This window comes from Nocardia suismassiliense (assembly GCF_900269665.1).
In the GTDB taxonomy this organism is placed as follows: Bacteria; Actinomycetota; Actinomycetes; order Mycobacteriales; family Mycobacteriaceae; genus Nocardia; species Nocardia suismassiliense.
Genome location: NZ_LT985361.1, coordinates 2703869 through 2729784 on the forward strand (window position 1 = coordinate 2703869; position 25916 = coordinate 2729784).

Here is a 25916-nt window from a genome sequence, read left to right on the forward strand (position 1 = left end):
TACCACCCCTATGGTGGGTACCCGCGGCGTCCGAGTGGTCCGTATTCTGAACGGGTGAACTGGACCGTCGACGTACCGATCGATCGCCTGCCGGAACTGCCGCCGCTGCCCACCGAGTTACGCAGGCGGTTGGACGAGGCGCTCGGCCGCCCCGCGCTACAGCAGCCGTCGTGGGATCCGGGGCAGGCGGCGCAGATGCGCACAGTGCTGGAGAGCGTGCCGCCGATCTGCGTGCCCGCCGAGGTCGAGGAGCTGCGCGAGCAGCTGGCCGAGGTGGCCCGCGGCGAGGCGTTCCTGATGCAGGGTGGCGACTGCGCCGAGACGTTCGCCGACAACACCGAGCCGCACATCCGCGGCAACATCCGCACCCTGTTGCAGATGGCGGTCGTGCTCACCTACGGCGCCAGCATGCCGGTGGTGAAGGTGGCCCGCATCGCCGGCCAGTACGCGAAACCGCGTTCCTCCGACACCGATTCGCTCGGCCTCAAGTCCTACCGCGGTGACATGGTCAACGCGCTGGTGGCCGACGCCGCGCTGCGCGAGCACGACCCGTCGCGGCTGGTGCGCGCCTACGCCAACGCCAGCGCCGCGATGAACCTGGTGCGCGCGCTGACCGGCGCGGGCATGGCCGATCTGCACAAGGTGCACGACTGGAACCGTGACTTCGTCGCCAAGTCGCCCGCCGGGGCCCGGTACGAGGCGCTGGCCGAGGAGATCGACCGCGGTCTGGCGTTCATGACCGCCTGCCGGGTGAACGACCCGAGCCTGAAGCAGGCCCGCATCTACGCCAGCCACGAGGCACTGGTCCTCGACTACGAGCGCGCCATGCTGCGCCTGAGCGAGAACGCCGCGGGCGAGCCGGTGCTCTACGACCTGTCCGCACACTTCCTGTGGATCGGCGAACGGACCAGGCAGCTCGACGGCGCGCACATCGCGCTCGCCGAACTGATCGCCAACCCGATCGGCCTGAAGATCGGCCCGTCGACCACCCCCGAGATGGCGGTGGAGTACGTCGAGCGGCTGGACCCGAACAACGAGCCGGGCCGGCTCACCATCGTCTCGCGCATGGGCAACGGCAAGGTCCGCGACGTGCTGCCGCCGATCATCGAGAAGGTGCAGGCCACCGGCCACCAGGTGATCTGGCAGTGCGACCCCATGCACGGCAATACGCACGAGGCGTCCACCGGCTTCAAGACCCGCCACTTCGACCGCATCGTCGACGAGGTGCAGGGCTTCTTCGAGGTGCACCACGCGCTCGGCACCCACCCCGGTGGGCTGCACATCGAGCTCACCGGTGAGGACGTCACCGAGTGCCTCGGTGGCGCGCAGGACATCTCCGATCTGGACCTGTCCGGTCGTTACGAAACCGCCTGCGACCCCCGCCTGAACACCCAGCAGTCGCTGGAACTCGCCTTCCTCGTCGCCGAAATGCTGCGCTGAGCAAGCAGTTCTGGATCAGCTGATCAGTCCGTCCGTGTCCCGGTAGTAGCCCGGGACACGGATGGTGGCAGCCGACGCTCGACGTCGTGACCGAACCCCACAGGTGCGCTGAGGGAGCAGCCGATAGCGTCAGTGCCTAAGGCAGGGCAACCAGCGAGACGGTGTTACCCGACTCGATGTTCGCACCGACACCCGGGGTTTGCGAGACGATGAGCGAACTGTCGCTCGCCACAAGCTGTTTCACCTCTACTTGGACACCGAGGGACTGCAGCTTGGCTCGGGCGTTGGCGACGGTCCAGCCGCGCACATCGGGCATCTTCAAGGCGTTGGAGACCAGCAGGGCGACGCCGTCACCGGACTGGATGGTTGTGCCCGCGGCCGGGTCGGTGCCGATGGCCTTGTCCGCCTCGATGCTGCGATCGAACTGAGACCTGGTCTCGCGCACCGAGATACCGGCCGCGGTGAGGATCTTCGTGGCCTCGTCGCCCGACTTGCCGCGCACGTCGGGCACCTTCACCGGCTGGGAACCCTTGCTGCGGTACACCTTTACCTGCGCGCCCATCGGAAGGACAACGCCGGGACCAGGATCGACCTTGGCGAGCGTCCCCTTCGGCGCGGTATTGCCGACCTCACCGGAGTCGACCGGCTGTAACCCCGCATCGCGAATCAGCTGATTCACCTTCGTGATCGGATCACCCGGCTGCACGTCGGGCACCTTCGGCTTGCCGCTGGAGATCAGGACGGCGACCGTCGAACCCTTGGTAACCCGTGACCCCGCCGACGGATCGCTGCCGACCACACCGCCGACCGGCACCACATCCGAGGCCTTCTGCCGAAGCTCGGTCTCGAACCCGGCATCCCGTAGCGCCGCGATCGCACGATCGGAGTCCATTCCGGCGATCGCCGGCACAGGGGAGTACCGGCCGACACCGAGCCACCAGCCGCCGACCCCTACGACCAGCGTGAGAATCGCCACAATGGCCACCCACGCCCACGTCGTGCGGCGTGACCTGCTGCGGTCGGGCGCGTAGGCCTGATACGGCGACGCCGCGTGCTGCTGCCGCACCGGTTGCTCGTCGTAGCCGTCCGGCGGACCGTAATCCACCCGCGGCCGCGGCGCGGTGACCACCTTCGTGTGCTGCACCGTCGGCGGCGTGTAGGGCTCCGGCGCGGGCATCGCCGCGGCCTGCTGCGGGGGCGGCGTGGCCACCTTGTAGCTGGCGCTCAAATGCTCGGCCGACTCCTGCGGCGCGGGCACCCGGTACGGCGGCAGGTTCAGTTTCGCGCCGATGTGCCGCAGCGCGGCCGCCATCTCGTTGGCGTCGGCGAACCGGTGCGCGGGCTCGCGCGCGGTCGCCTTGGCGACCAGCTCGTCGAACTCCGGCGGCACACCCGCGATGAACCGGCTCGGGCTCGGCACGTCGTTCTCGATCCGCTGATACGCCACCGATAGCGAGGTATCGCCGGTGAACGGCACCTTCCCGGTGAGCAGCTCGAAGATCAGCAGGCCGAACGAGTACACGTCACTGCGCGCGTCGGCCGTGCCGGTGGTCACCTGTTCGGGGGACAGGTACGCGGCAGTGCCGAGAATCACGCTGGCCGACGTCGTATTGGCCGCCGCGACCGCGCGAACCAGGCCGAAATCGGCGATCTTCACCTCGCCCGCATCGGAGATCAGCACGTTCTCCGGCTTGACGTCCCGGTGCACCAGCCCCGCGGAATGCGCGACACCGATCGCGGCGAGCACCGGCTCGGCCACCGCGCGCACCGCGTGCGGCGGCATCGGGCCACGCTCGCGCAGCAACTCGCGCAGCGTGCCGCCCTCGACCAACTCCATGATCAAGAACGGATACTCGCCGTCGACACCCTGGTCGTATACCGCGACCAGCGACGAATGCTTCAACTTGGCGACCGCGCGGGCCTCGAACTCGAAACGCGACAGGAACTGCGGATCACCGGCGAACTTCGGGTCCATCACCTTGATGGCCACCGGCCGGTCCAGGCGGGTGTCGACGCCCCGGAAGACCATCGACATGCCGCCGCGGGCGATCGGCGCATCGATCCGATAGCGCCCTTCCAGCATCTGGCCGATCAATTGATGTCCTCCGGCTTTCACAAAGTTCTCACCCCTCGCGGTTCGTCCCACAAGCGATCGACCGCCCCGTGCGGCCCTCACGATGGTATCGACCAAACGCACCCGGGTGTCTCACGACTTGCTGCGAGCGACCGTCTACCGTTATCCGCGTGAGTGCATTTCCCTGCAGTGATGATGTCCTTCCGGAGTCCGTGGCACTGCTGCCGCTGCCCGAGGTGGCCGACAGACTCGGGCTCGTGGTGACCCGCGTCCATCAGATGCTGCGTGACCACCAACTACTCGCCGTCCGCCGCGACGGCGTCGTGAGCGTGCCCGAACGATTCTTCGACGACGAAGGGGTGGTCAGATTCCTGCCCGGGCTGATCACCGTGATGAAGGACGCCAAATACACCGACGAGGAGATCCTGGAATGGATCTTCACCGAGGACGACAGTCTTCCCGGTACGCCGGTTGACGCCCTGCACGGTCCGCTGGCGCGTGAGGTCATCCGCCGCGCCGCCGCAGACCCGTTCTGAATAAGTCGCGCACATAGCAGCGAGTCATATGGTCGCTGAACGATCTAGACCAGCGACCATATGACTCTGCTCGGTTACATGCCCCTCCGGGCAGCGGCGGCGAAGTTCCATGCGGCCACGCGGAGGCGGTGACGGCGGGGGACTACGGCGCGGTGGCTGAAGACGGCGTAGTCGGCGGCTTCGATGCGGTCGAGGATGTTTGCGTAGAGGACGGCGGCGGTGCGGATGGCCGGGCGGACGCGGGGTTGGAGTAGGTCTATGCCGGGTTCGGCGTTGCGGTAGATGTCGCGGTTGATCGCGATGAGGTGGGCCAGGGCTCGGCGGACTCGGGGGTCGGTGCGCCGGGTGTGGTGGCAGTGCACGAGTAAGTCGTGGTCGACGCCGAAGGCGGCGAGCTCGTCGGCGGGCAGGTAGACCCGGCCGCGATCGAGGTCTTCGGCTACGTCGCGCAGGAAGTTGGTGAGCTGGAACGCTTCGCCGAGGGCGGCGGCGGGCGGTTCGGCTTCGGCGATCGGGCACACGGTGCCGAGGACGGGTAGCACCTGGAGGCCGATGGCGGCGGCTGAACCGGTCATGTATTGGTGCAGGTCGGTCATCGTGGCGTAGCGGTCGCGGAAGTGCGCGGTGCCGGGGACGTCCATGCGCATGGAATCCAGAAACGTCCAGAAGTGCTGTGCGCCTATGGAGTAGCGGTGGATGGTGTCGGCTACCGCGAGCAGGATCATGGAGCGCGGGTGTCGATCCTGAGCGGGCACCCCGAGTTCCAACGCGATCCGCAGCTGCTTCTCGATCAGATCGAGCTCACCGGCCGGACCGTGCTCGGGTAGTTCCTGCTCCCGCACCGCCCCCGGATAACGCTGTGCGACATCGGTTTCCGCATGGTCGACGATGTCGTCCACCATCCGGGCGAACGCATACAGCGCGTGCACCGCAGGCCGACGCTCCGCCGACAGCAACCGTGTCGCCAGGAAGTAGGTGCGCCCGTGCTCAGCCGCGATCCGCTGGCATTCGCGATACGCCTGCGCGAGCTCGGTGCTGGGCCGGCCAGCGGCGTACGGCCGGCCGGCGGCGAGCGGCCCGCCGCGGTTCATGACCGAGCGTGCGTGGCCGGGTCGATGCTCGGCGGTGTGGCCCGCAACCGCAGCGGGTCGACCTTGCGCAGTGACATCGCGGCCACCACGGCGGCGAAGGTCGCCAGCGCGACGTGCATGAAGCTGTACAACCCGATCGAGCCGTCCGGTTGGAACACCAGCATCAGCCAGGTACACAAGCCGACCAGCACCATCAAGGTCGTGGTGGAGAGCGCGAATCCGGCGGCGAGCGCCAGCGGCCACGAGTAGTACCAGGGCAGCGCGGCGGGGGAGAGGATGACGATCCCGACGAACGCGATCAGGATGCCGAATACGGCCTCGCGCTCGCTGTGCCGGAACCGCCACCAGGCCCACACGAGCACGGCCACCAGGGCGACCGCACAGATCCCCCTGGTCACCGCGAGGACCTTCATCGAGTCGAACGAGGTCACCCAGCCGATCGCGTGCATCATGATCGTCGGCAGCGACAGCCAGTTGATGATCTTCTTCGACCCGGACAGCGCGGTGAGCCAGCCGATGCCGACGCCGGCGATGGCCGAGGCGGCCGCGAAGACCAGGGCGAACACGGTCAGTCCGAGCCCGGCGATCTTGGCGAACATCAGCGCGGGGTGCGGCATGTCCTCGGTGGGTTTCGCCGCGTCGTGCGGTTTCTCGCTCTCCGGCAGGTTCTCCGGGTCGCGCCCGGCGCGCTGCGCGGCCCGCTTCTCGCGTTCGTGCAGCATCCAGATCCACACCAGGAACGGCAGCGCGATGCCTGCCGTCGCCTTGATCGCCACCCCGATCGCGACCACCACGATGCCCGCCACGTGGTGGCGTTCCAGCACCAGCGCGATGCCCGCGCACATCAGCCCGACCATCAGCATCTCGTTGTGCACGCCGCCGAACAGGTGGATCAGCACCAGCGGGTTGAGCACGGCGAGCCACAGGGCGACCGTCGGCTTACCGCCGAGATGTTTGGTCAGATAGGGCACCGCCCACATCATCAGCGCGAGGCCGGGCAGCATCACCAGCCGCATCGCGATGGTGCCCGCGACCACGTTGTCACCGGTGATGGTGGTGATGCCGCGGCCGAGCAGCAGGAAGATCGGGCCGTACGGCGCGGTGGTGAGCTTCCACACCGGGCTGACGTTGTCGAGCAGGACTCCGGGGTTCTTCACCGGTGCGTCGACGTAAGGGTCGTAGCCGTCGCGCAGCAGCGCACCCTGCGCGAGATACGAGTAGACGTCCTGGCTGAACATGGGCACCGCGAACAGCAGCGGCGTGATCCAGATGCCGACGATCGCGCGTAACTCGTTGAGCGTCACGCCGCTGTTCACCCACCCCGCCGGCTCCGCCGTCTGCCGTCCCCCTGGGTCGAGCCGGTCACCTTTGCCGATCGTGGTGCGGCCCAGTCGCACCCACGCGGTGATCATCAGCAGCACGCCGATCCAGATCACGATGGTGGACAGCGCGTACCCGTGGCCGAACCGTAGCCAGGACAGGTGCAGCGCCTCGAGAATCGGGTCGCGCTTGCGCGTGCTGCCCGCGCCGAAGCCACCGAAGGTGATCATGATCGCGCCGTAGAAGCCGAGCATCGCGGCGTGCCCCTCGGGGCTGCGCAGGAAGACGGCGACGGTGCGCATCCACGACCGCACACCTGGTGGCTCGGCAGTGGCCGATTCGCGCTTCGCTGCGGTGCTGGGTGCTCGGCCGGTGATTTGTGTCAATGTGGCCTCTGCGGCGCGCGTTTCGGGGGATGCCATCTGGTGTCGGTCCCCCCGAATGGTCAGCGGTCGCAACCGCGAGTGAATAGGTCGGCGCCTAGTTTACGGCGTCGCCGGGAACACTATCTCGCTGGTACGTGCGGTTTCATCTCGAGCAGGATGCGTATCGCCGGTAATACGGGTTGCCGCCAGTTTTCCGGACAGCACCGCGGTCGGCACCCCGACGCCCGGCGTGGTGCCGCAACCGGCGATAACTACGTTGTCGCTGGTGCGCGGAAAATTGCGCGAGCGAAATGGCCCGGTCTGCCGGAACAGGTGCGCCGCGGAGAACGGCGTGCCGGCCAGCATGCCCTGGTCACGCCAGGTCTGCGGGGTGTCGAGATGGTCGACGGTGAATTGTGTGGCAATACCGTCGTAACCCCGCCTTTCCAGTTCGTCGAGCAGCTCGCGCAGGTAGGCCGGGCCGATTCGGGGCCAGTCCAGGGGGGCCGCATCGAGGTTCGGGCAGGGCGCCAGCAACGAGAACGGTTCGTGCTGTCCGTCGGCCCGGGTGATGTAGAGGCCGGGGTCGGTGAGCGCCGGACGAGTCAGCAACAACGATGGGTCGCTCATCAACCGTCCCCGTCGCCCCGCGATCTCGGCGAATGTCTGGTCCCACGCCGCCCCGAACTCGATGGTGTGGTGGGCCTGGACCGGCCAGGTGCGCGCGATCTCGGCGGGCACCGTGCCGTGCGCGACGACCGCGGAGGGTGCCGCGCGCAGCCCGCGACGGCGCCGCACGCCGTAGCGGTCGATGGAGCCGAGGTCGACGGTCAATACCAAGGCATCGCAGTCGAAGGCGCGGCCGTCTGCTGTGCGCACCCGCTCGGCCCGCCGGCCGGCATAGTCCACCCCGGTCACCTCGGTGCCCAGTTCCAGCGTGCCGCCCGCCGCGGTGAACGCCTCGGCCATCGCCGCCGCGATGGCCCGCATCCCGCCCTCCGGGTAGTAGACACCGAGCGAGGTGTCCATGTGCGGGATCGCGCCGTAGACCGCGAGCGCCTGCGCAGGCGGCATTCCCGCGTAGAGCGCCTGGAAGGTGAACAGTCGCGCCAGCCGCGGATCGCTCAAGAACCGGTCGACCTTGGGCCCGAGCCTGCCGAACCCGCCCAGTCGCACCAAAGCGGCCAGCGCCTTGCGCTTTTCGGGCACCCTCAGCATGTCCAGCGGTGAATCGAAGTTGGTGTCCATGAAATCGGCGAACTCCGCCGCGTAGATCCGTGCCAGCCAGTCACGTAGTCGCCGATAGCGCCGGGCCTCCGCCGGGCCGCACACCAGGGCGACCTCCTCTGCCATGGCGTCGGGGTCGGCGAACACCCGCAGCGTCGCGCCGTCGGCGAACTTCGCGTGATAGCTCGGCGCCAGCTGATGGATGCGCAACGCGGGCTTGCAGGTCTGCGGCGTCCGCCCGACCGCGGCCAGCGCGTCGGTGATCAGCTCGGGCAGCGTCAACACGGTTGCGCCGGAATCGATCTCGTAATCCGGACCCTGATAGCGACCGACCCGTCCACCCGGATGGTCGGCCCGCTCCAGCAGCGTGACCTTGCGCCCCGCGCCGGTGAGATACAGCGCGGCGGAAAGCCCGGCCAGCCCGGCACCGACCACGACCACGCGATCCGTGGGCCCGGCAACGGTTTTCACCGAATGGGCGGTGCGCTGCCGGTCGCGATCGGGTGTGACGATCGGCATCCCCCGGACGAGCAGTAGGCGGTCGGCCGCGGTCTCGCGCGTTCGCGGCTCGCGAGCGCTCGGTGCGGCATCGGGCCTTCTCGGCTCGCGAGCGCGCTGTGCGGGCTCGGACGTTCCGGGCTCGCGCGAACCCTGAGCGCCAACGTCTTTCATCAAATTCTCCTCTTCACGGCACGCATCGGGTCGACGCCGGCACCGAGCCGGGTTACCCGGTCGGCCGGTCGCGCAACCACTTTCAGGCTGTGCGTTTGGTCGCCGCCAGAGCCATGGCGCGCAACCGCTCCTTCGCGGCCGGTGTCGCCGTGCTGGTTTCGATGGCGGCCAGTCCGGCGTCGGTGAGCTCGGTGATCCGGCGCTCCACCTCGTCCACGGCACCGAGGTCGGTGATGACGGCGCGTAGCCGTGCCACCTCCTCGGGCCCCAGATCGGTGCCGATGCTGGTGCGCAGCAGCTTCGCCGCGGCGGGGTCGGCCTCGTCGGCCCTGGCCAGCGCCTCGGCCAGCAGCACGGTGCGCTTACCTTCGCGCAGGTCGTCCCCGGACGGTTTGCCGGTGACGGCGGGATCGCCGAACACCCCGAGCAGGTCGTCCCGCAGCTGGAAGGCGATGCCGATGTCGGTGCCGAACGTGCGGTAGGCCTCGACCAGCCCTTGGTCGGCGTCGGCGATGGCCGCGCCGAGGTGCAGCGGGCGTTCGACGGTGTAGGCGGCGGTCTTGTACCGGTTGATCCGCAGCGCGGCCTCGACCGATTCGTCGGCGCCCGCCTCACCGTGGATATCGAGGAGCTGCCCGCCGAGCACCTCGGTGCGCATGCCCGCCCACACCGGCGCGAACCGGGCGATCGCCGCCGGGTCGAGCCCGGAGGCGTGCACCATGTCGTCGGCCCAGGCCAGCGCCAGGTCACCGACCAGGATCGCGACGCTGGCGCCGAAGTGCGCGGAGTCGCCCGCCCAGGCGCGGTCGCGGTGGCGCTGCTCGAAGTCGACGTGCACCGTCGGGAAACGGCGGCGGGGGCGCGAGGAGTCGATGATGTCGTCGTGGATCAGCGCGCAGGCCTGCACGAGTTCCAGCGCCGAGCACGCGGTCAGCACCGCGTCCGCCTCCGGTCCGCCGGCGTCGCCGCCCGCGCCGAGCCAGCCGGTCCAGGCGAACGCGGGCCGGGTGCGCTTGCCGCCGCGCAGCACGAACAGCTCCAGCGCGTCCGCGGCCTCCACGAAGACCGGGCCCAGCTGCTCGACCAGCTCGCGCCGGGTGGCGAAGAACCTGGTCAGCGCGTCTTCCACGGCGGCGACGAAGGCCGGCGTACCCGGCTGGGGTGCGACGAGCTCCGCCGCGGAGGTGCGGTGAGGCGTCTGGGTACCGGATCCGGCGGACAGGGGAGCCTCCAAGGTCGTGCGGTCGTGGACGCGTGGTGCCCGGGCACGGCCTGTCGCGTCCCGGTGCGGTCTGGTCCGAAGAATACGCGTACTCGTCGGTACGACCCGTGAGGGCCACCGGCGGTCACCACTACACTGAATCAGTGACTTTCGACAATGCGCGGGGACGCTCGACCCCAGGCCGTCCGCCCCGGACGCACCCGAACGTCTCTGGAACACCGTCGGTTGTACAGAGTCTGCGGGCCCACTCCGGTGCGGCGGTGCCGTTCTCGGTCGAGTTCAATCCGCCCCGTGATGCGGCCGCGGAGGCTCGGCTGTGGCGTGCGGGACGCCAGTTCGAGCGGATGCATCCCGCGTTCGTCTCGATGACCTACGGCGCGGGCGGATCCACCCGCGACCGCACGGTGCGGGTCACCGGCGAGCTGGCCCAGGAGACCACCCTGCTGCCGGTGGCGCACCTGACCGCCGTCGAGCACAGCCTCGGTGAGCTGCGCTCGCTGGTCGGCTCCTACGCCGATTCGGGCATCCGCAACATCCTGGTGCTGCGCGGCGACCCGCCCGGCGACCCGCTCGGCGAGTGGCAGCAGCACCCCGAGGGCGTCGCCTACGCCGAGGAACTGGTGCGCATCGTGCGCGACCTCGGCGACTTCCACGTCGGCGTCGCCTCGTTCCCGCAGGGCCACCATCGCTCGCCGGACCTGGACTCCGACACCGCCTTCCTGGCCGCGAAACTGCGTGCGGGAGCGGAGTATTCGATCACCCAGATGTTCTTCGACGTCGAGCACTATCTGCGGCTGCGCGACCGGATCGCGAAGTTCGACCCGATCGAGGGCGCCAAGCCGATCATCCCCGAGCTGATGCCGATCACCTCGCTGCGCACGGTGGCGCGGGCCGAGGAGCTCTGCGGCCGTGCGCTGCCCGCCGCAGTCCTCGACCGGCTGAACAAGGCCGCAGGTGACGCACCCGACGACAACCAGGCCGCGGTGCGTGAGGTCGGCATCGAGATCGCCACCGAGATGGCGCAGCGGCTTATCGATGAAGGCGCGCCCTGCCTGCACTTCATCACCCTGAACTTCGCCAAGGCGACCACCGAGGTGCTCACCAACCTCGGCTATGGCGTGACTGCCGCCCCTATCAGCGCCTGACCGCCTTCCGATTTCCCGCACGGCAGATCGCATGCGATTCGGTATGCGGGAAATCGGAAGGTGTGCGTTACCAGCCGGGGCTACCGGCCAGAGGGACGTTGACATAGCTGGGTGCCGACGGATCCAGTTGCAGATGCTGGGGTTTGAGCTCGGTGGCGTCCAGCATCGGGCGGATGGGCAGGCCCTTCGGGTAGTTGCCCGCGAAGATGTCGATCCGAAGCCGGTGTCCCGGTTGCAGAATCGCGTCGGTGGGGGCGAGGCCGAGGTCGAGCTGGGTGGGTTGTCCGGGGACCATGGGCTGCCGGGCGGCCAGCGACAGCACCGGGAACGGATCGGTGTATGCCCCGTCGGGTGAGCGGCGGCTCTTGCCGTCGTCGATGGCGCGCATCGAGGACAGCAGCTGGCCGGTTGTCAGCGTGACCGAACGGCCGTCGGGGGCAACATCGTTCAGCGTCGCGGTCCAGTAGCCGTCGGTGGCGTCGTGCACCGTATTGAGGTGCACCGCGATCGGTCCGGAGATCGTGGTCGGCTCGGCCACCGGCGGGCTGGTGAAGGTGAGCCCGCTGATCTCCTGCACCCTGGCGTCTTTGCCGCAGCCGGCGAAGACGAGGATGCCCGCGGTGCCCTGCACCGCGTCGGTCGAGCACAGACTGGCCAGGCCGGGCGCGACGGTGAGGCGAGTTGTCTCGGAAGCCGGTGCCGCCGTGAGAGTTCCGTCGTGCGCGCTGATGGCCGAGGTACCGCTCGGTGCCGCGGACAGGTACAGCCGCCGGTGGTCGGCCTCGGCGCGCGGGAACTGCTCGGCGCTGGTCCAGCCCGCGCCCTGCTGCCACAGCGTCACCGGCCCGTACCCGTCGATACCGTTGTCGATTCCCTTGAGCCACTTGTCGAACCAGGCGCGCTGCAACACATCGATCCGCGGCGGTTCGCCGTGGCGGCCGCGCATATCGAAGCCGGTGTTCACGTGGTAGCTGTTGCCCATGATCAGCTGCTTCTGACCGGGCGGCAGCGGAATCTCTTGGTAGATCCGGGGTTCGCCGTTGGCGAAGTTGTCGTGCCAGCCGCCGATCACCATCGTCGGCACGGTGATGCGTTCGGGATGCCCGAGCCACGCCTGGCGGATCGGGCTGTCCGGGTCCAGGACTCGCTGTAGTTGCGGCTGGACGGCGTCGAACGAGTCGGTGCTCATCGTCTGGATTGCGACGTCCAGGAACGACATCGGGCTGGCCAGCCGGTCGGTCAGCCATTGCATGTCGAACTTGCCCTGCACCAGCGACATCAGGTCGGGCAGGAATTTGGCCACGTTCACCGCGAGCAGGTAGGGCAGCAGGATGCCGATGGCCGCGCCGCCCGGGGCGATCATGTCGCGCACCAGATCGTTGCCCGGCACCACCGGGACGATGGCTTTCAGTGCGGGCGGCTGCTTTTCGGCGGCCTGCACCTGGTTGATCCCGGAGTAGGAGGCGCCGGTCATCCCGATGTTGCCGTCCGACCACGGCTGCGCCGCCGCCCACGCGATCACCTCGGGGGTGTCCTGCTGGTCCTTCGGCCCCCACGGCTCCCAGATCCCTTGCGAGAACCCGGTTCCACGCACATCGACGACGACCTGGGTGTAGCCGCTGCGAATCAGGTTGGGGTCCACCGCGAACGCCCGCCCGAACCCACCGCCGGCCACCCGCGTCGCGTCCGTCAGCGCCTCCAACGGCGTCCCCGGCAGCTCGAAGTCCCGCAGGAACCCGACTATCGCGTCGGACAACATCGGAACGGACAGCGCCGTCTGCGCGACCATCGACAACAACTTGGTGTAGGGCGTCAGATTGACGATCGTCGGCAGCGGCGTCGCGATCGGCCCGTTCGCATCCGCCGGGCGATACACATTCCCCTTCAGCACGGTGCCGTCGCTCATGGTGATCGGCACATCCCAGTCGATATGCATCCCGGGATATTGCTGCGGACCATCGTGCACCGCCGTCCACGCCGCGGCACCCTCGGGCGCGGCCGGAGCGCCGGGCGCCACCAGCACCTGCGAAACCCCGAGCAGCGCAAGCAGTCCGACGAAAACCCTGGTCCATCGGCGGGCTGGAGCAATCCTCATTGATATCTCCCTCTCCTGATCGGCAGAAGAATACATGCACGCCTGTATGTTTCTGGCGGATCGAGAGAAGTATGTCCAAATGACGAACAACGCCGCCTCGACCTGGTCAATCGCCCGAAGATCCCAGCCTGGCCGCCATCCCGCTACCCGGTAGCGCGCGGTGAAACCCTGGCTCCCCATTGATCGCGAGTCGGCATAACGAATCGGCTGCCAGCGCAGCCGATTCGTCCCGAACAAATTCGCCCCGTGTACACGGAGTTCGTGCGCACGGGGCGCAGAGGTGCGGGACGGGGATCAGGCGGCGCGGGCCGCGCGGATTCCCCAGGCGTCGGCGAGCAGCCGGTGCGACTCCAATCGGTCTTCGTGGTGGTGGGTGATGCTGGTGACGAGGAGTTCGTCGGCGCCGGTGACGCGCTGTAGTGCGTCGAGCCGCTCCACGACGGTGCTGGGCGTGCCGACGAATTGGGTGGCGAGGCGGTCGGCGACCAAGCGGTGCTGCTCGGGGGTCAGCGGGGTGGCGGTGGCCGGGTCGAGGTAGTCGGCGGCGCCCGCGCCGCTGCGGATGCTGTGCACCCAGTGGCCGTAGGTGGCGGCGTGGTGTCGCGCGGTGGCGTCGTCCGCGGCGACGACGACATCCGCCGAGACCACCACGTACGGCTCGGCCAGCAGCGCGGACGGCCGGAAGGCCGCGCGGTAGGCGTCGACTCCGTCCAGGGCGGTGCCCGGCGACACGTGGTACGCCGCCGCGAACGGCAATCCGAGCTGTCCGGCGAGCTCCGCGCTCTCGCCGCCCGAGCTGCCGAACAACCACAGCTCGACCTGCGCGCCCTCACCCGGAACAGCATGCAGCGCAACGCCGTTCTTGCTGACGAAGTGGCCGCCGAGCAGTGCCCGTACCTCGTCGACCTGCTCGGCGAATTCGAGCGCTTGCGCACCTTCCTGCTGCAACGCGGCGGCCGAGGCGAGGAATTTCGTCCGGTCGGCGACCCGGCCGGGATCGAACGGCGGCGGAACCACCACGCCGTCCCGGATCTGGGTCCGTCCGGTCGCGGTGTCCACTTTGGGATGCCCGCCCTTCGGGTGCGCCGGTTCCGCACCGTACTGGCTGCGCCGGTGACCGGACCGCCCGAGCCCGAGGTCGAGCCGGCCCGGGTACAGCGCGTCGATGGTGCCGAAGGCTTCCACGATCGATGCCGAGGTGTGGTGGCCGACCTGAACGGCCGCCGACCCCACCCGAATGCGCGAGGTGGCCGCCGCGACCAGACCGATCAGGGTGATCGAGGCGGAGCTGGCCACCGACACGAAGTGGTGTTCGGCCAGCCAATACCGGTGGTAACCCCACTGTTCCGCGTGCTGCGCGAGGTCGACGGTGTTGCGCAGCGCCTGCTGCGCGGTCGACCCGGCGCTGATCGGGGACAGATCGAGGATCGATAGCGGGACGCTCATGAAGTCCGCCCCAACCGCGGATCCTGCTCGCCCGCCTCGATCGCGACGCGCAGCCGGTTCTCGGCAGGCGCGACCGGGCAGGTCGCGAAATCGGTGAAGGCGCAGGGCAAATTGGCCGCCCGGTTGAAATCGAGGCGCACCGTGCCGTCCGCCTCCGGAGCGCCGATCGCGAGCGAGCGGGCCGCGGGATAGGTGGTGATGCCGCTGGTCGCGTCGGTGAACAGCAGCCGGAGGTCGGTCGGGTCGCCGAACGCGACGACCCGCTCGGTGGCCTCGCCGAGGGTGAACTCGATGGTGCCTGCGGCGGCATGGTGGTGTTCCAAGCCGTCGACCACGGCGCCGGTGGTCACCGTGCGCTGCTCGTCGAACGGCGTGAACCGGCCGGTCACCACCCAGCGCGGATCCGGTGCGTAACTGGGGATTCCATCGAAACTCGCCAACGTCGATGCCGCGGGGTCGTGCACTCGGACGGCATACAGACCGCTCCGGCGGATCACCTCGAGCACCCGGCGCTCGTGCCGCACACTGAGACCCGGCGCGCCCTCTTCGGGCTTGATGATCCGCACGCCCGCGATGCCGACACCGTCGACCTCCAGGCGGTCGGCGGGCTGCGCGGTGATGAACACCTTGTTATCGGTGACCCACCAGGTGCCCGGCACGTCCGGCAGCCGCTCGGGTTGGTCGGTGAGCCAATGCAATCCGGTCAGGCTGAGGAAGCCGAGCGGGTCGCGCAGCTGCGCCACCCTGGTGTGCTGCCAGTCTGCCCACTCGGTGGCGAAATCGGTGCTGATGCTGGTCGTCATGACGCTCGTGCTCCTTCGTGGACGGTGCTGTGGCGGTGCGGATGGCGCAGCCCGAGATGCTCGCGCAGGGTCGTGCCGGTGTATTCGGTGCGGAAACTGCCGCGCTCCTGCAGTTCCGGGACGACCCCGTCGACGAATTCGTCGAGCCCGCCCGGTGTGAGGTGCGGTACGAGGATGAATCCGTCGCTGGCGTCGCCCTGGACGTAGGTATCGATCTGTTCGGCGACCGCCGCGGGCGTGCCGACGAACTGCTGGCGCGCGGTGACCTCGATGATCAGCTCACGGATGCTGAGGTTCTCGGCCTCGGCCCTGGCCCGCCAGTCTGCCGCGACCGCGCGCGGGTCCTTGGCATGGCGCACCCGGCCGCGGGTGATGTCGACGTTGTCGGTGGGCTCCACGTCGGGCAGCGGCCCATCCGGATCGTAGCCGGAAAGCTCACGGCCCCAGACCTGTTCGAGGAAGGCGATGGCGGTCTGCGGCCCGACCTGTTGAAGGCGGATATGGCGGGCCCGCTCCTCGGCGTCCTGCGCGCTGTCGCCCAGCACGAAGGTGGCCGCGGGCAGGATCTTCAGTTCGTCCGGTGTCCGGCCGTATTTCGCCAATCGGCCTTTGACGTCGGCGTAGAAGCGTTGTCCCGCTTCGAGCGTGCCGTGCCCGGTGAAGATCGCGTCGGCGGCGGACGCCCCGAACTCCCGGCCGTCGTCGGAATCGCCCGCCTGCAACAACACCGGGTGCCCCTGCGGGCTCGGCGGCAGCACGAACCGCCCGGCGATGTCGAATTGCGCACCGCGGTGCCGGGTTTCGGGAACCTCGCGGGCGAACACCCCCGCGGCCCGATCGATCACCAGGGTGTCGGCGGCCCAGCTATCCCACAGCTCGCGGGTCACCTCGACCACCTCGGCGGCGCGCTGGTAACGCTGACCGTGTTCGAGATAGCCACCGCGGCGGAAGTTTTCGCCGGTGAACGCGTCGGAGGAGGTGACGACGTTCCAGGCGGCGCGGCCGCCGGACAGATGGTCCAGCGAGGCGAACTGCTTGGCCAGCTCGAACGGTTCGTTGTAGGTGCTGTTGATGGTGCCCGCGAGGCCTAGTTTGTCGGTCACCCCGGCCAGCGCGTTGAGCACCGTGAAGGTGTCCGGCCTGCCCACCACGTCGAGATCGTGGATGCGCCCGCGGTGTTCGCGCAGCCGAAGACCCTCGGCCAGGAAGAAGAAGTCGAACAGGCCGCGTTCGGCGGTCTTCGCCAGGTGCACGAACGACTCGAACTCGACCTGACTGGCCGACGCCGGGTCGGCCCAGACCGTGGTGTTGTTGACGCCGGGGAAATGGGCGGCGAGATGGATCTGCTTGCGTGGTTTGCCGGTCACGACGGCGTACCTTCCTGGATCGTGGTGCTGCCGGCATACCGGCTGGCCGGCCGGGGGAGACCGAGGCGCTCGCGCAATGTCCTGGCCGACAAAGGCTTCCGGGCCAACGCGGCGAGCCGGTCGACTGTCGTAGGTACGGCGAGCGGGCGGAGTACGACGCCGTCGGCGGCGCCGGAAGCGTCGATGGCGCCCAGCAATTCGCGCAGCGTCGCTGGAGTGCCGAGGTGGCGCAGGCTGGTCGAGATACCGGGGTCGGTCCACCGATCCAGCTGGGCGACCTCCTCCTGTGCGGAAGCCGATGAATCAGCCAGGTGGAGTTCGATATCCAGCAGCACTCGCACGGCATCGGGATCGCGGTCCGCGGCACGCACCGCCGTCCGCAGGGCGGTCCGCAGGGCTCGCGCAGCCTCGAGATCGTCTGCGGCGATGCGGATCAGGTCGGCCCGCTGTACCGCGACGCCCGTGCTCGCGTCGTCCTGTGCGCGCACCGCCACGATCGACTGACCCTGCGGCGAGCGCGGGGTGATCGACGGCCCCTTCACCGAGAAGTTGTCCCCTACGAAGTCGATGTAGTGCAGCTTGTCCCGGTCGATGAAGCGCCCGGTGGGCACATCGCGGATCTCCGCGTCGTCCTCCCAGCTGTCCCACAGCCGGGTGACCACCTCGATCGCCTCATCGGCCTCGTGCCACAGCGACGCCGCGTCCTGCGCGTCCTTGCGGCCGAATGCCCGTGCCTGCTCCACACCTTCGGATACGGTCACCTCCCACCCGGCGCGCCCGAACGAGGCGAAATCGAGACTCTGGACGGCCTTGGCCAGATGGAACGGCTCGGTGTGCGTCACGGCCCCCTGCGGAAGCAGGCCGATGTGCCGCGTGGCCGCCGCGACTCGGGCGGCGATCGCCACCGCGTCGAGCCTGCCCCGCGTCGCGCCGGTCCCACCCGGCTGCAAGCCGAACGAGTCGGGCACGAATACCGTGTCCACCCCGGCCTTTTCGGCCGCGGTGACGGCGTCGACCCAGTACGCGCCGGTGAACAGATCCTCGGCTCGCGAGTCGTCCCGTCGCCACGACGCCGGGTGAATTCCCGTCCCCGCCAGCTCGACTGCGAGGAAGAAGTCGGAATCGGCCATCAGTAGGTTTCCTTCCAGTTCAAGCACTGCCGTGCCGCGGGATGCACACCCGCCGCGTCGGGGGCGAAGAAGAACGCGTGCTGCCACAGATCGGTGGCCGCGGTGCGCTCCGGCACATGCGTGCGCCACCAGCGCCTCGCCCGCGCAGGCAGCGATCCCGGGCGTTCCGGCCTGCTGCGGCGGCACGCGGGCCGGTCGGTGCGCACGAGTATCCGGCTGTGGCGGTAGGTCGATTCCGGCATCAGGATGGTCCTTTCGCGGCGGTGGGCGTGGGTATGGCGGACAACAGCTCGCGGGTGTACTCGTGCTGCGGGTTGTCGAAAATCGCTGCGGTCGGCCCGGATTCGACGATGCGGCCGTGCCGCATGACCGCGACGTGGTCGCTGATCCGGCGGACCACCGCGAGGTCGTGCGAGATGAACAGATAGCTCAGCGCCAGCTCGGCCTGCAGCCGGTCGAGCAGCTCGAGGATCTGCGCTTGCACGGAGGCGTCGAGCGCGGAGACCGGTTCGTCCAGCACCAGCAGGTCCGGGTGCAGGGCGAGCGCGCGGGCGATGGCGACGCGCTGACGCTGTCCACCGGACAGTTCCGCGGGCCGGCGCTGTGCGAAGTGCTCCGGCAGTGCCACCTGCCTGAGCAGTTCGGCGACCCTGGCCTGCCTGGCCGCGCGGTCGCCGACCCCGTATGCGCGCAACGGTTCCTCGATGATGGTGCCGACCCGCCAACGCGGATCCAGCGAGGAGTACGGGTTCTGGTACACCACCTGGAACCGTTGGCGCAGCGCCCGCAACCGGGTGCCGCGCAACCGGGTCAGTTCCTGTCCGTCGAAGGTGACCCGGCCGCTGTCGGGTTCGGTGAGGCGCAGCGCGATTCGGGCGGTGGTCGACTTGCCCGAACCGGATTCGCCTACCAGCGAGAGGGTTTCGCCGCGGCCGAGCTCGAAGCCGACACCCGCGACTGCGGTCACCGAGCCACCCGCCTGTGCGCGGAAACGCTTGTGCACCTCGCGCAGTGCCAGCAGTGGCGCACCCTCGCGCGGCTTAGGCGTTCGGTAGGCGACCGTGGGCGCCAGGCTCGGCGAGGCGGCGAGCAGCCGCTTCGTGTACGGATGGCGCGGTGCCGCGAGCACCGTCGCGGTGGGCCCGCTCTCCACGATCTCGCCGCCGCTCAGCACCACGATCCGATCGGCGCGCTCGGCGGCCACCGCGAGATCGTGGGTGATCAGCAGCACCGCGGTGCCCTCGGCCGCGATCTGCGCGGCCAGCTGGTCGAGCACCCGCCGCGCCACCGTGGCGTCCAGCGCGCTGGTCGGCTCGTCCGCGATCACCAGTTCCGGCCGGCAGGCCAGCGCGGACGCGATGAGCACCCGCTGCCGTTGCCCGCCCGAGAGTTCGTGCGGGTACTGCACTTCGCGCAGTTCCGGACGGTCCAGGCCCGCGTCGGCGAGCAGTTGGATCGCACGCTCACGCGCCGAATGCCGGTCGGCCAGCCGGTGCACCAGCAGCGCCTCGGCCACCTGTTCACCCACGCGCCGTACCGGATTCAGCGACAGCCCCGGATCCTGCGGCACGAAGCCGATGCGCGCGCCGCGTAACCGTTGCAGTTCCCGCTCGGATCCGGTGTCGACGACCTTTCCGTCGAATGCGATGGTCCCGCCGCTGATCTCGGCATTGGCCCCGAGCAAGCCGATCACCGATTGCGCGAGAGTGGACTTGCCGGAGCCGGATTCGCCGACCAGGGCCACCACTTCGCCACGGGACACACTGAGCGAGACCCCGGCCAACGCGGTCACGTCACCGGAGTCGGACCGGTAGCGGACGCGCAGATTGTCGATCCGCAACAGCGGACCGGCGTACTGTCCCGCGGCAGTCGAGGACACCTGCTCTTCGGTCGGTGCCGCTTGCGGCGAAGTAGTGCTGGTCATAGTTGTTCGTTCCTTCCAACGGCGCGCCCGAGACGCTGGGCGGCCACGACCACCGCGATGATGACCAGGCCGGGCAGAGTGGTCATCCACCATGCGGTGGCGAGGTAGTTGCGGCCCTCGGAGATGAGCGAACCCCATTCGGGCGTAGGCGGTTTCGCGCCATAACCGAGGAAGCTCAGGGCCGACACCGACAGCACGGCCATGCCGAACTCGACGGCGGCCAGCGCCAGCACTGGCTGATACGAGTTGGGCAGCACATGCCGCAGCAGCACCGTGTACCAGCGGACCCCCGAAGCGTGCGCCGCCTCGACATACACCGCGTGCCGCACCCGCAGCACTTCCGACCGCAGCACCCTGGCGAAGTTGGCGACCAGCGAAACCCCCACCGCGATCGCCACATTGCGAGTACCGAAACCCAGGGCCGTGACCAGCGCCAGCGACAGCAGCAGCGCCGGAATCGACAGCAGCACATCGACGACGCGCATGACCACGGTGTCGACGATGCCGCCCGCCGCACCCGACAGCAGTCCGAGGACGGACCCGGCGATCAGCGCGATACCCACCGCCGCGAGCGTCGCGGTGAGCGAGAGCCCCGCGCCGTGCACCATGCGCGTGTACAGGTCGCGCCCGAGATTGTCGGTCCCGAACCAGTGCTCCGCACTCGGCCCGCGAAACTTGTGCGCGGGCACCCCGGTCAGTGGATCACCACTGGCGAACAGCGAAGGGAACAGCGCCCAGCCGACGGCGAGTGCCGCGATAAGGATGGACAGGATCAGGGCCACATTGCCGCGCAACCACTTCCCGCGCAGTGCGGGCTTGCGCAGCCCCGGGAAGGCGGCACGCCGCCGCTCATCGATGACGTCAACCATGGATTGCCACCCCTTCGGCGGTGCCGCCGACCTTGTCGTCAGTCTTCTCGGGCGCGACCGCGTGCCGGGCCCGCGCGGCGATGCGCGGGTCGAGCAACGGATAGAGCAGGTCCACCGCGAGATTCACCGTGACGAATACGGCCGAGGTGAGCAGCACGATGCCCTGCACCACCGGAATGTCCTGGGCCAGTACCGCGGTCTGGGTGAGGCGGCCGACGCCCTGCCTGGCGAAGACCGTCTCCACCACGACCGATCCGGCGAGCATGTTGCCGATCAGCACCCCGGCGATGGTGAAGGTGGGCACGCTGGCGGGGCGCAGCACATGCTTGCGCTGCACCCACCAGCGCGAACCGCCCTTCGCCAACGCGACGTCGACAAATGGCTGCCGCCAGGTCGATTCGAGACCCGCGGCCAGCACCTGGGCGATCACCGCGCCGATCGGCAGGGCCAGCGTCAGGGCGGGCAGGACGGTGCCGGCGAAGCCGTGCCCACCGAAGGCCGGAGCGAGGCGCCACTGGAACGAGAACAGTTGCAGCAGCAGCAAGCCGGTCCAGAAGGTCGGCACCGAAACACCGAGCGAAGGCAGGGCATTGAGCACGGTGCGCAGCCACGGCCGCCGGGTGTAGGTCGCGGCGAACGCCAGCGCCACCCCGCCGAACGTCGCGAAAAGCAGTGCCAGCCCAGCCAATCCGAGCGTCGCGGGCAGCGCGTCACCGATGGCGCCGGTCACCGGCTGACCGGTGCCGATCGAATGCCCGAGATCGCCACGCACCGCGTGCCCGAGCGCGGTCCAATACTGTTGCCACAGCGGCCGATCCAGCCCGTAGCGCGCCTGCAGCTCGGCGATGGCGGCCTGGTCCACCGGTGTGCCCGCGCCGCCGCCGTCGGCCGCGATGGAGATCGGGTCGGCGGGCAGCAGATAGAGCACCACGAAGGAGACGGTGAACGCCGCCCACAGCACCCAGACCGCTTGCAGGACCCGCAGAGCCAGATAGCGCGCCATCGTTACCGCCCGCTCAGCCAGGCGTCGAAGAACTGTAGTCGCGCCGAGGCTTCGAACTTCAGGTCCTGAGCGGTGCCGCCCGCGCCGATCGCCTGGGACAACTCCACCGTCGGGATCAACAGCCCGGCGTCGAGCACCTGTTGCTGGGCCGTGTGGATGAGGCCATTGCGGACGGTGGTGTCGACGGTGCTCAACTGGCCGTTGAGCGCGTCGTCGAGCGCCGGAATCGGCCCTCGCACATTGAGATTGCGGCCGTCCAAACCGAACGAGGTGCGCAGGATGTCCCCGTCCGCGCGGGTGGTGTTGCCGTAGCTGCTGTCGAAGTCCTTCGCGTTCTGCCGTGCCGTCGACTCGGCGCCCGACACCAGATCCAGCTTCAGCTCGACCCCGACCTGCCGCAGCTGTTGCTGCACCAGCTCGATGATCGCCTGGTTGCCCGCGAACACCTGGCTGAACAGCACCGAGAACGACAGCCGCTCACCGTTTTTCACCCGGATGCCGTCACCACCCGGTAGCCAGCCCGCCTGGTCGAGAATGCCGCGGGCCTTGCCGGGGTCGTAGGCCAGCCGGGTCGACAGGTCCTGGTAGCCGGGCGTGCTGCTGGCCAGCGGGCTGGTCGCGGGCTTGAACTGCGGCCCGAGCACGGTGTCCACCAACTGCTTACGGTCGATCGCGGGCAGCAGCGCCTGACGCACCGCGGGATCGCGCAGCGGGCCGCGGGTCACATTGGTCTGGAAGCCGAACGGCACACCGGGATTCGCGGTGCTGAGCACCCGTCCGCCTGCCGCCTCGATCTGTGCCGCGTCCTGCGGCAGCGCATCGCTGATCGCGTCGAGCTGCGCCGAGATGAGACTGCCGGTGCGCACACCGGATTCGGGCACCACGGTGAACTCGATCTTGTCCAGGTATGCCTCGCCGCGGTGCGCGAACACCGCCGAACCCCACTGGTATCCGGTGCGTTTGGCCAGCGTGACCGAGGCGTCCTGGCGGTAGCCCGCGTAGGTGAACGGCCCGCTGGCGATGTTGTCGCCGAGGCAGCGCTGCTCCGCGGGCTTGGCGGTGGTGGCCTCGGCCAGAATGCCGAGCTGGGTGGTCGAGGACGCCTGCAAGAACTGCGCGTTGGGCTTGCTGAACTCCACCCGCGCGGTCAGCCGGTCGACAGCGGTGGTGCCGACATAGTTGGTGAGGTAGCTCGACGCCAGCGGGGATTTGGCCGACCCGAGCTTGATGATGGAGTCGAAAGTCTTGCCGACCGACTCCGCGGTGAGCGGTGTGCCATCGCTGAAGGTGACGCCGTCGGTGAGATGGAAGGTGAACACCTTCGCATCCGGCGTGACCTCCCAGCGCTGCGCCAGCCACGGCTTCAGCTCACCGGTCTTCGGATCCTGATCGGTCAGCGAGTCGACGATCTGGCGTGTCACGTACAGAGTTTGGTTGGTGCCCGACTGCGCGGGATCCGAGCAGGTGGGGGCCTGCGACAAGCCATAGCGCAGGGTGCCGCCCGGCTTCGGCGGTCCTGTGTCGCCGCCGGGCGCGGCCGAATCAGTGCCGCAGGCCGCAACAGTGGTGGCCGTGGCCAAAACGCCTGCCAGCGCGGCGATTCGGTGACGGGAACGGATCACGAGGCGACTCCAGCAGTTTCGGTAGGGACGAGCTCGGCGCCGGCGGCCAACGGGCGGCTCGGGATTCGGCGGCGCAGCTCCGGCGCCACCTCGGTTTGGAACAGCGCGAGGCTGTCCAGGTAATCGATCTCGGGGCGGCCGTCCCGCTCGGCGGACAGGTGGATCACCTCGTGCCCGAAGTGCTCGTGCTGCCTGCCGACCTTGTCGATCACCTGCTCCGGGCTGCCGACGAGAGCCGAACTGCGGCTGACGAAGTCGTCGAGCGTCTCGAACACGACCGGCAGGCCGAGGGTGCGCGCCAGTGCCAGGCGCGCCTCGAAGATCGGCCGATAGGTGTCGAGGGCCTGCTGGGACGTCCGGGCGACATGGAATCCCGCCGTACCCGCGCCGACCAGCGCATCGGCTGGTTTGTGCCCGTAGAACTCCCAGCGCTCCCGATAGTGGCGAACCAGTTCGGCATACGGCTCGATCGGGTTGGTCACATTCGCCGAGAACAGCGGATCACCGTGGCGCGCGGCCAGTTCCACCGAATCCCGGCTGGTCGCGCTGCCGTGCCAGATCCGGATCTCGGGCTGCCACGGCCGTGGCAGCGCCTTGGCGTTGGTCAGCGCGGGCCGGAATCGGCCGGACCAGGTGACGCTCTCGCTGTGCCAGAGCGCCCGAAACAGGTCGTAGCCTTCGTGGTTGCGGTCCCACTGATCGTCGGTGGTGACGTGGAACAGCTCGGCCTGCGCGGTTCCGTTGCCCTTGCCGATGATCAGCTCCAGGCGGCCGCCGGACAGATTGTCCAGCGTGGAGTAGTCCTCGAAGGCGCGCACCGGATCCAGCAGGCTCAGCGTGGTGACGGCGGTGAACAGCGTGATCCGCGAGGTGACCGCGGCGATGTGGCTGAGGATCACCGGGGGAGCCGAGGACAGGAACGGATCCTCGTGCCGCTCACCGACGGCGAAGCCGTCGTAACCGAGATCCTCGGCCAGCCTGGCCTGTGCGACGACGTCACGCAGCCGCTCCCTGGTGCCGGGCAGCCGGCCGGTCGTCGGGTCGGGCACCCGGGTGACCAGGGTGAACAGAAGAAACTTCATGCGGATGCTCCCAGTGCGTCGGTGACCGCGGGCAGTCGCTTCTCGAACGGGTGCTTGCCGAGCTGCTCGGCGGGCACGGCCGGGTCGTAGAGCGCGGTGTATCCGGCGGCCAGGTAGAGGCCGACGGCTTCGGGTTGCCGCGGACCGGTGGTCAGATAGATGCGCCGGTAGCCGCGCCGCTCGATCTCGGCCTCCAGCTGTGCGAGCACGAACAGCCCGAGCCCCTGCCTGCGGTGTTCGCGGGCCGTCCAGATTCGTTTGAGCTCAGCGGTTTCCGCGTCGTAGCGCTGGAAGGCCCCGCCCGCCACCGGCTCGCTGTCGCGGGTGACGACCAGCAGCGCGCCGTGCGGAGGCGCGAACTCGGTGGCCGGATAGTCGCGCAGCGACGCGTGCATCTCGCCGGCGCTGCGGCCGTAGCGGCTGCTGTACTCGACGGCGAGCTCGGCGAGCAGCGGCGCCGCCAGCGGGTCATCCTGGGCGACCCGGTGCACCCGCAGGTCCTGTGCCGAAAGCTGTTGCGTCACCGGGTCACCGCTGCTTCGGTAGGCCGGGCGGATTGATCCGCGACTCGGTGACCTGCTCGCTCTGCAGGCCCCACCGGTCGATCACCTGCTGGTAGGCGCCGTGTTCGATGGCGTGGTTCAGCGCCTGCTGGACGGCGGTGACCAGCCCGCTGTTCTTCTTGGTGAGCACCGCGATCTCGCCCTGCAGCGCGTCGCCGGCGCCGGAGAAGGTGCCCAGGATCTTGGTCTGCTTCGCGGTGGCCGTGTGGTAGATCGCGGTCGGGTTGGGGCCGATGAAGCCGTCCAGCCGCTGCGAGGCGAGCGCCAGGTAGTAGTCGCTGGTCTGCTGGAAGTAGGCAATGTCGATGGGCGCCAGGCCTTGCGCGCGGTTCTGCTCGTTCCACTTCACCAGCAGCTGTTCCTGATTGGTGCCGCTGCCGACGCCGATTCGTTTGCCCGCCAGGCTCGTGCGGTCTTTGAACTCGAGGGTGCTCTGCGCGGGCACCTCCAGTGCGACGGTGTCGTGACGGTAGGTGGCGAAGTCGTACTTCTCCTTGCGCTCCTCGGTCACCGTCACGTTGGAGACGAAGGCGTCGACCTCGCCGGAATCGATGCGCACGAAGTTCTGCGCCCAATCCGCTACCCGCACATCCAGTTTCAGGCCGAGGATGTCGGCGACCAGCGCGGCGAAATCGACCTCCGAGCCGACCACGGTCTTGTCGTCGTCGGCGTAGAAACGCAGCGGCGGCGCGGTGCCGGACGAGCCGGTCACCACCAGGGTGCCGCGATCCCGAATGGCCTGCGGCACTTCGGCGGCGATGCTGTCCACCTTGGCGGCGCGGACCCGGCCGGTCTGCGCGGCGGAGAGGTCGAAGGTGATCGCACCGGAGGGCGCGGATTCCGCGTCGGGGTCGGTGCAGCCGGTGGCCAGCAGTACGACCGCGGTCGCGGCGGCGGTGGCCAGGGCGGAGAGCTTCATC

Annotated in this window: 21 protein-coding genes; 3 read left to right on the top strand and 18 right to left on the bottom strand. The window is 69.1% G+C overall.

All coding sequences use genetic code 11. From position 1 onward, the window contains the following. Window positions 1-54: 54 nt before the first annotated feature. Window positions 55-1440 carry a class II 3-deoxy-7-phosphoheptulonate synthase gene (locus tag DBO33_RS12190; RefSeq protein WP_107655129.1) on the top strand — a complete coding sequence of 462 codons (1386 nt, stop codon included), beginning with the start codon at window positions 55-57 and terminating at the stop codon, window positions 1438-1440. Between the two features lie 136 nt (window positions 1441-1576). Here DBO33_RS12190 and pknB read toward each other — a convergent pair whose 3' ends face one another. Further along, on the bottom strand, window positions 1577-3523 hold the full coding sequence (pknB, locus tag DBO33_RS12195; RefSeq protein ID WP_107660194.1) for a Stk1 family PASTA domain-containing Ser/Thr kinase: 1947 nt from the start codon (window positions 3521-3523) through the stop codon (window positions 1577-1579). A 161-nt stretch (window positions 3524-3684) separates the two neighbouring features. Between pknB and DBO33_RS12200 the strand changes: the two genes are divergently transcribed. Further along, on the top strand, window positions 3685-4050 hold the full coding sequence (locus DBO33_RS12200; RefSeq protein ID WP_107655130.1) for an Rv2175c family DNA-binding protein: 366 nt from the start codon (window positions 3685-3687) through the stop codon (window positions 4048-4050). A gap of 74 nt (window positions 4051-4124) precedes the next feature. Here the strand turns inward: DBO33_RS12200 and DBO33_RS12205 are convergent, their stop codons facing one another. The 4 genes from DBO33_RS12205 to DBO33_RS12220 form a co-directional block, all read right to left on the bottom strand. Beyond that, on the bottom strand, window positions 4125-5141 hold the full coding sequence (locus DBO33_RS12205; protein ID WP_107655131.1) for a phytoene/squalene synthase family protein: 1017 nt from the start codon (window positions 5139-5141) through the stop codon (window positions 4125-4127). Next, entirely contained in the window at window positions 5138-6763 is a 1626-nt protein-coding gene (locus tag DBO33_RS12210; protein ID WP_234390799.1) for an alpha-(1->6)-mannopyranosyltransferase A, read from the bottom strand. Before DBO33_RS12210 ends, DBO33_RS12205 begins: the two co-directional genes overlap by 4 nt. 183 nt (window positions 6764-6946) lie before the next feature. After that, the gene (gene crtI / locus DBO33_RS12215; RefSeq protein ID WP_107655133.1) at window positions 6947-8572 is read right to left on the bottom strand and encodes a phytoene desaturase family protein; all 1626 of its coding nucleotides are present in this window, start codon (window positions 8570-8572) and stop codon (window positions 6947-6949) included. Window positions 8573-8807: 235 nt separating this feature from the next. Next, complete coding sequence (locus tag DBO33_RS12220; protein ID WP_107655134.1) at window positions 8808-9959, bottom strand: polyprenyl synthetase family protein; 1152 nt, start codon at window positions 9957-9959, stop codon at window positions 8808-8810. A gap of 131 nt (window positions 9960-10090) precedes the next feature. On the opposite strand from DBO33_RS12220, the gene DBO33_RS12225 reads away from it, so the two are divergent. Beyond that, window positions 10091-11092, top strand: coding sequence for a methylenetetrahydrofolate reductase (locus tag DBO33_RS12225; RefSeq protein WP_107660195.1), 1002 nt, complete (start codon window positions 10091-10093; stop codon window positions 11090-11092). A 67-nt stretch (window positions 11093-11159) separates the two neighbouring features. On the opposite strand, the gene DBO33_RS12230 is transcribed toward DBO33_RS12225, so the two are convergent. The 13 genes from DBO33_RS12230 to DBO33_RS12290 form a co-directional block, all read right to left on the bottom strand. Then, a complete protein-coding gene (locus tag DBO33_RS12230; RefSeq protein WP_107655135.1) occupies window positions 11160-13187 on the bottom strand; it encodes a CocE/NonD family hydrolase in 2028 nt (675 codons plus the stop codon). Window positions 13188-13481: 294 nt separating this feature from the next. Then, a complete protein-coding gene (locus DBO33_RS12235) occupies window positions 13482-14633 on the bottom strand; it encodes an LLM class flavin-dependent oxidoreductase (RefSeq protein WP_107655136.1) in 1152 nt (383 codons plus the stop codon). Further along, window positions 14630-15436 (bottom strand): DUF1684 domain-containing protein, encoded by an 807-nt coding sequence (locus DBO33_RS12240; protein ID WP_107655137.1) that lies wholly within the window; start codon window positions 15434-15436, stop codon window positions 14630-14632. Before DBO33_RS12240 ends, DBO33_RS12235 begins: the two co-directional genes overlap by 4 nt. Further along, window positions 15433-16803 carry an NtaA/DmoA family FMN-dependent monooxygenase gene (locus DBO33_RS12245; protein WP_107655138.1) on the bottom strand — a complete coding sequence of 457 codons (1371 nt, stop codon included), beginning with the start codon at window positions 16801-16803 and terminating at the stop codon, window positions 15433-15435. The genes DBO33_RS12240 and DBO33_RS12245 overlap by 4 nt, the downstream gene beginning before the upstream one ends. Beyond that, entirely contained in the window at window positions 16800-17933 is a 1134-nt protein-coding gene (locus DBO33_RS12250; protein WP_107655139.1) for an LLM class flavin-dependent oxidoreductase, read from the bottom strand. Before DBO33_RS12250 ends, DBO33_RS12245 begins: the two co-directional genes overlap by 4 nt. After that, window positions 17933-18175 (bottom strand): hypothetical protein, encoded by a 243-nt coding sequence (locus tag DBO33_RS12255; RefSeq protein ID WP_107655140.1) that lies wholly within the window; start codon window positions 18173-18175, stop codon window positions 17933-17935. Before DBO33_RS12255 ends, DBO33_RS12250 begins: the two co-directional genes overlap by 1 nt. Beyond that, a complete protein-coding gene (locus DBO33_RS12260; protein WP_107655141.1) occupies window positions 18175-19857 on the bottom strand; it encodes a dipeptide ABC transporter ATP-binding protein in 1683 nt (560 codons plus the stop codon). Before DBO33_RS12260 ends, DBO33_RS12255 begins: the two co-directional genes overlap by 1 nt. Next, window positions 19854-20726, bottom strand: coding sequence for an ABC transporter permease (locus tag DBO33_RS12265; protein WP_107655142.1), 873 nt, complete (start codon window positions 20724-20726; stop codon window positions 19854-19856). The genes DBO33_RS12260 and DBO33_RS12265 overlap by 4 nt, the downstream gene beginning before the upstream one ends. Continuing rightward, window positions 20719-21729 carry an ABC transporter permease gene (locus DBO33_RS12270; protein ID WP_107655143.1) on the bottom strand — a complete coding sequence of 337 codons (1011 nt, stop codon included), beginning with the start codon at window positions 21727-21729 and terminating at the stop codon, window positions 20719-20721. Before DBO33_RS12270 ends, DBO33_RS12265 begins: the two co-directional genes overlap by 8 nt. A 2-nt stretch (window positions 21730-21731) precedes the next feature. Then, entirely contained in the window at window positions 21732-23351 is a 1620-nt protein-coding gene (locus DBO33_RS12275; protein ID WP_107655144.1) for an ABC transporter substrate-binding protein, read from the bottom strand. Further along, complete coding sequence (locus DBO33_RS12280) at window positions 23348-24433, bottom strand: LLM class flavin-dependent oxidoreductase (protein ID WP_107655145.1); 1086 nt, start codon at window positions 24431-24433, stop codon at window positions 23348-23350. Before DBO33_RS12280 ends, DBO33_RS12275 begins: the two co-directional genes overlap by 4 nt. Then, a complete protein-coding gene (locus DBO33_RS12285; protein ID WP_107655146.1) occupies window positions 24430-24957 on the bottom strand; it encodes a GNAT family N-acetyltransferase in 528 nt (175 codons plus the stop codon). Before DBO33_RS12285 ends, DBO33_RS12280 begins: the two co-directional genes overlap by 4 nt. Window positions 24958-24961: 4 nt before the next feature. Beyond that, on the bottom strand, window positions 24962-25915 hold the full coding sequence (locus tag DBO33_RS12290; protein ID WP_234390801.1) for an ABC transporter substrate-binding protein: 954 nt from the start codon (window positions 25913-25915) through the stop codon (window positions 24962-24964). Window position 25916 lies beyond the last annotated feature (1 nt).